Genomic DNA, 3501 nt, shown 5'->3' on the forward strand with positions numbered 1-3501 from the left:
TATGCTGCAAAAAAGCGTGCCGGCATCAGAAAACCAGCCAGTATCCATAGCTTAAGGCACTATGCCGAGTTCCGGATTATGCCGAGTGCAGGATTATTAGGTTTGTGTATCTGTGGTCTAGCGATTTCACACTCGGCATAATCTGGGAGTCTTTATAGAGCCCTGAGGAAGTTGAGAAGAGCATCATCTGGTCGATAGCGTTTCAGTTTCCCATGAAGTGGGGTTACTTTCGCCAGGGCTTTCTCCTTGAGGGCCAGGTTGGCATCCAAATAGATTTGAGTGGTTTCCGGAGATTCGTGGCCCAACCAGAGAGCGATGACCGAGCGGTCGACTCCTGCCTGGAGTAATTCCATAGCGGCGGTGTGGCGAAGGACGTGGGGAGAGACCCGCTTGTTTTTCAGTGACGGACAGCATTGTTGGGCGACAGCCACATGATGGGCCAGCAGGTACTGGACCCCATCGGGACTAAGAGAACCGCCGCGTGCGTTTGGAAAGATGACGTCCTCAGCGGATCCGCCTCGTTCGTGAAGCCAGGCTTCCAAGGCGGTGGCCGTTGGTTTGGTCAAGGGGGTGCAACGTTCCTTGCGGCCTTTTCCGTGGCAACGGACATGAGCAGCCTGGCCCAACTGAACATCGGTATACCGAAGGCTGATGATCTCTGAGAGACGAAGGCCAGTCTGGATGGCCAGCCTCAAGAGGACATGATCACGTCGTCCGGACCGGGTGGTTTGATCGGGGGCGGCTAATAGGGCCTCGATTTCTGGGTGAGTGAGAAAGTCAATCAAGGAGCGGTGTTGCCGTTTGTTGGGGATGGCCAGTACGCGTTGGATATGAGCGGAGAGATCGGGTTGTTCAAAGGAGGCGTATTGGAAGAAGGAGTGAATAGCGGCCAAGCGAAGGTTGCGACTGCGGGGGCTATTGTGTCGATGTTTCTCCAGTTGATCGAGAAAGGCTCCGATCAACGGGGCATCGAGATCCTCTAACATGAGTTGGCAGGGCAGTTTTTTCAATTGCGTTTTTGCGAATAGCAGGAGTAAACGGAAGGTATCACGGTAGGAAGCGATGGTATGGGGACTGGCATGTCGTTGGACCATAAGGCGGTCTGTGAAGAAGAACTGGAGAAGCGGAGATAAGGACGTTGTGTTCATGATCACACCTCCCATCTTTTCTCAAGACGATCTTTTGATAAGGCCAACAATTCTGGGACAGCCCACAGGTACCAATAGGTATCGGTCACATGAGCATGACCCAGAAACGTGGAAAGCAAAGGCAAACGTTGTTCGACATCGAAGCCGGATCGGTACCACTGCAAGAGCGTTGTGACAGCAAATCGGTGGCGAAAGTCATGAAGTCGGGGGCCAAAATGATCAGAGAGGCCTCGCAAACCGATCTGGCGTGACAGTTTGACAAAGGTCCAACGGGCCATACAATCGGTCAACGGGCGTCCTCTTTCGGAGAGAAAGAAGTGAGAGGTGATGTCTTTAGGATAAAAGGCCCCTCGCTTAGAGGCGTAACGTTTCAGTCGATGGGTAGTGGAGGGATGCAAGGGGACCAAACGGGACTTCTTGAACTTGGTAAGACGAATCGTGAGAAGGCCTTGGTTCAAATCCACATCATCTTGTTGGAGGGCGATGGCTTCGCTGATTCGTAGTCCCGTCACGGCCAATAAGCCGAAGAGAGTGGAATAGGTCCACCGCCGTAGACCTGTCGTGGGTGGGAGATTCCAAGCGGCTTTGATCAAGCGTCGAATCTGGTCGTCGGTATAGAAGTGGGGTGTACAGCGGTGGTAACGGTAGGGGAGAAGTCCCTGGGGTGGGATTTCGGTTTGAGGATCGATAGCGCTCAAATGTCTGGCGAAACTACGCACAAAGCTGAGTCGTGCGGCCCAATGGGCGGGGTGCACCTGCTGGGGTTGCATGGCCCAACGGAGGGTCAAATTCGTTGTAATGGTGCAGGCACCTTCCCGTTCCATGAAAGAAACAAAGTGAGCCAGAGCGTTGGCCATGTCACGCAACTTGAACCCCAGAGCTCGGCGCAGGATCAGGTAGTCTTCTACGGCTTTTCGAAGTTCGTTCATAAGTCACCTCCTGGCCAGGGTTGGGCGAGGGGTCGTAACGCCGTAAGATCGACCTTGGCATAAAGGGCAGTGGTGTTGAAACTCCGATGCCGCAACAATTGACTGATCTCCTCCAGCGAAGCTCCTTGACGGAGCATTTGGGTGGCCAGGGTGTGTCGGAACAGATGGGCACCGGTGCAAGGCGATTCCACGCCGGCTTTCTTGAGTGCGCGGGCAACGAGGGTGGAGATAGCTATGGAGTTGGCGAATCCCTGAAGTGGAGCTCTCAGACGAATGAAAACGCGTCGGCTGTTGCAGGGAGGACGTCCCTGTTTCAGGTAAAGGGCCAGTGCCTCACCGACGTCATGGGGCAGAGGGAGTTTGGCTCGGCGAGGCCCTTTTCCTTGAATGGTGAGTTCTGCTACATTCCAATTGATATCGTCCAGAGTGAGGGCAACAACTTCGCAAGCCCGAACGCCGAGGCGGGCCAACAAGAGCAGGATGGCGTAATCGCGTTGTCCTTGAGGCGTTCGACGATCACAATGATCCAGGACGCATTGGACCTGATGGGGTTGTAAGAACTTGGGTAAAGTGGACAGCCGCCAGTTCGCCACGGTGGGGACGCACGCGGCGAGATCGGTGGCGATATCTCCTCGAAGTCGCAGATATCGTAAGAAGGTACGAAGTGCCGTTCCCATCAGGCCAGCTCTCTTAGGGCCGAGAAGAGGTGCATGGCGTTGGACAAATCCGATGACATCCTTTGCGTATAGACGAGTAAACCGCAAGGGCCCTCGACCAAAATGCTCGTGAAGAAACTTCAGGATGAACGGGAGATAGTTCACCTGGGCTGCCCGCGAAAGCCCCCGCTCTTGAGCCAGGTAACGTTTGAAATCATCTTCGATTTGTTGAAGAGGGGTATGGATTGTTGTCGGGATCGGATCCTGAACGATCCCTTTTTCCCTCAACAGGGCCACAACGCGATTCAAAGTGGCGCGGTCATCACGGCGGGGGCGATATCGATGGTAGCGTGAACGGAGGTATCGATCGATGATAGGGTGACTGACGCGGCAGGCTTTGAGTCCTTGCCGTTCCATCCAACGGCTGAAGTCAGCAATCAATTGAATCTGGATTCGAGCGGATTGCCGTTTGTAGCCTCGTTGATGCAAGAGAACTGCATAGGCATCAATGATAGGACCCAACGGACCGTTATCGATGTGTTGATGGGTTTGAGTGTAGGGATAGAATGAATTCATGTCTCCTCCTTTCAGTTGAAATGTCAGGAGAAGACATAAAGGATTATGCCGAGTTTACAAGTGGAAAAACGTTAATTTACCGTGGATTTGAATACACACTCGGCATAATCCGGAACTCGGCATAGTGGCGCTTATGCCGAGCTCGGCATAAGAGGCACAGCTTTGCAACGCATCTTCTTGAAGCGGGACACA

3 protein-coding genes are annotated in these 3501 nt (G+C 53.6%); all 3 read right to left on the reverse strand.

Translation table 11 applies throughout. The features are described 5' to 3' along the window. Window positions 1-152 precede the first annotated feature (152 nt). Genes QMD53_06925 through QMD53_06935 form a run of 3 tightly spaced genes read right to left on the reverse strand, consistent with a single transcriptional unit; the run spans window position 153 to window position 3309 of the window. Window positions 153-1151, reverse strand: a complete 999-nt coding sequence (locus QMD53_06925) for a site-specific integrase (GenBank protein MDI6800369.1) — start codon at window positions 1149-1151, stop codon at window positions 153-155. Next, window positions 1151-2077, reverse strand: a complete 927-nt coding sequence (locus QMD53_06930) for a tyrosine-type recombinase/integrase (protein ID MDI6800370.1) — start codon at window positions 2075-2077, stop codon at window positions 1151-1153. Before QMD53_06930 ends, QMD53_06925 begins: the two co-directional genes overlap by 1 nt. After that, window positions 2074-3309, reverse strand: coding sequence for a site-specific integrase (locus tag QMD53_06935; protein MDI6800371.1), 1236 nt, complete (start codon window positions 3307-3309; stop codon window positions 2074-2076). Before QMD53_06935 ends, QMD53_06930 begins: the two co-directional genes overlap by 4 nt. Window positions 3310-3501 lie beyond the last annotated feature (192 nt).

The sequence above is a fragment of the Actinomycetota bacterium genome (genome assembly GCA_030017835.1).
Taxonomy (GTDB): Bacteria; Actinomycetota; Aquicultoria; order UBA3085; family Oleimmundimicrobiaceae; genus Yes70-04.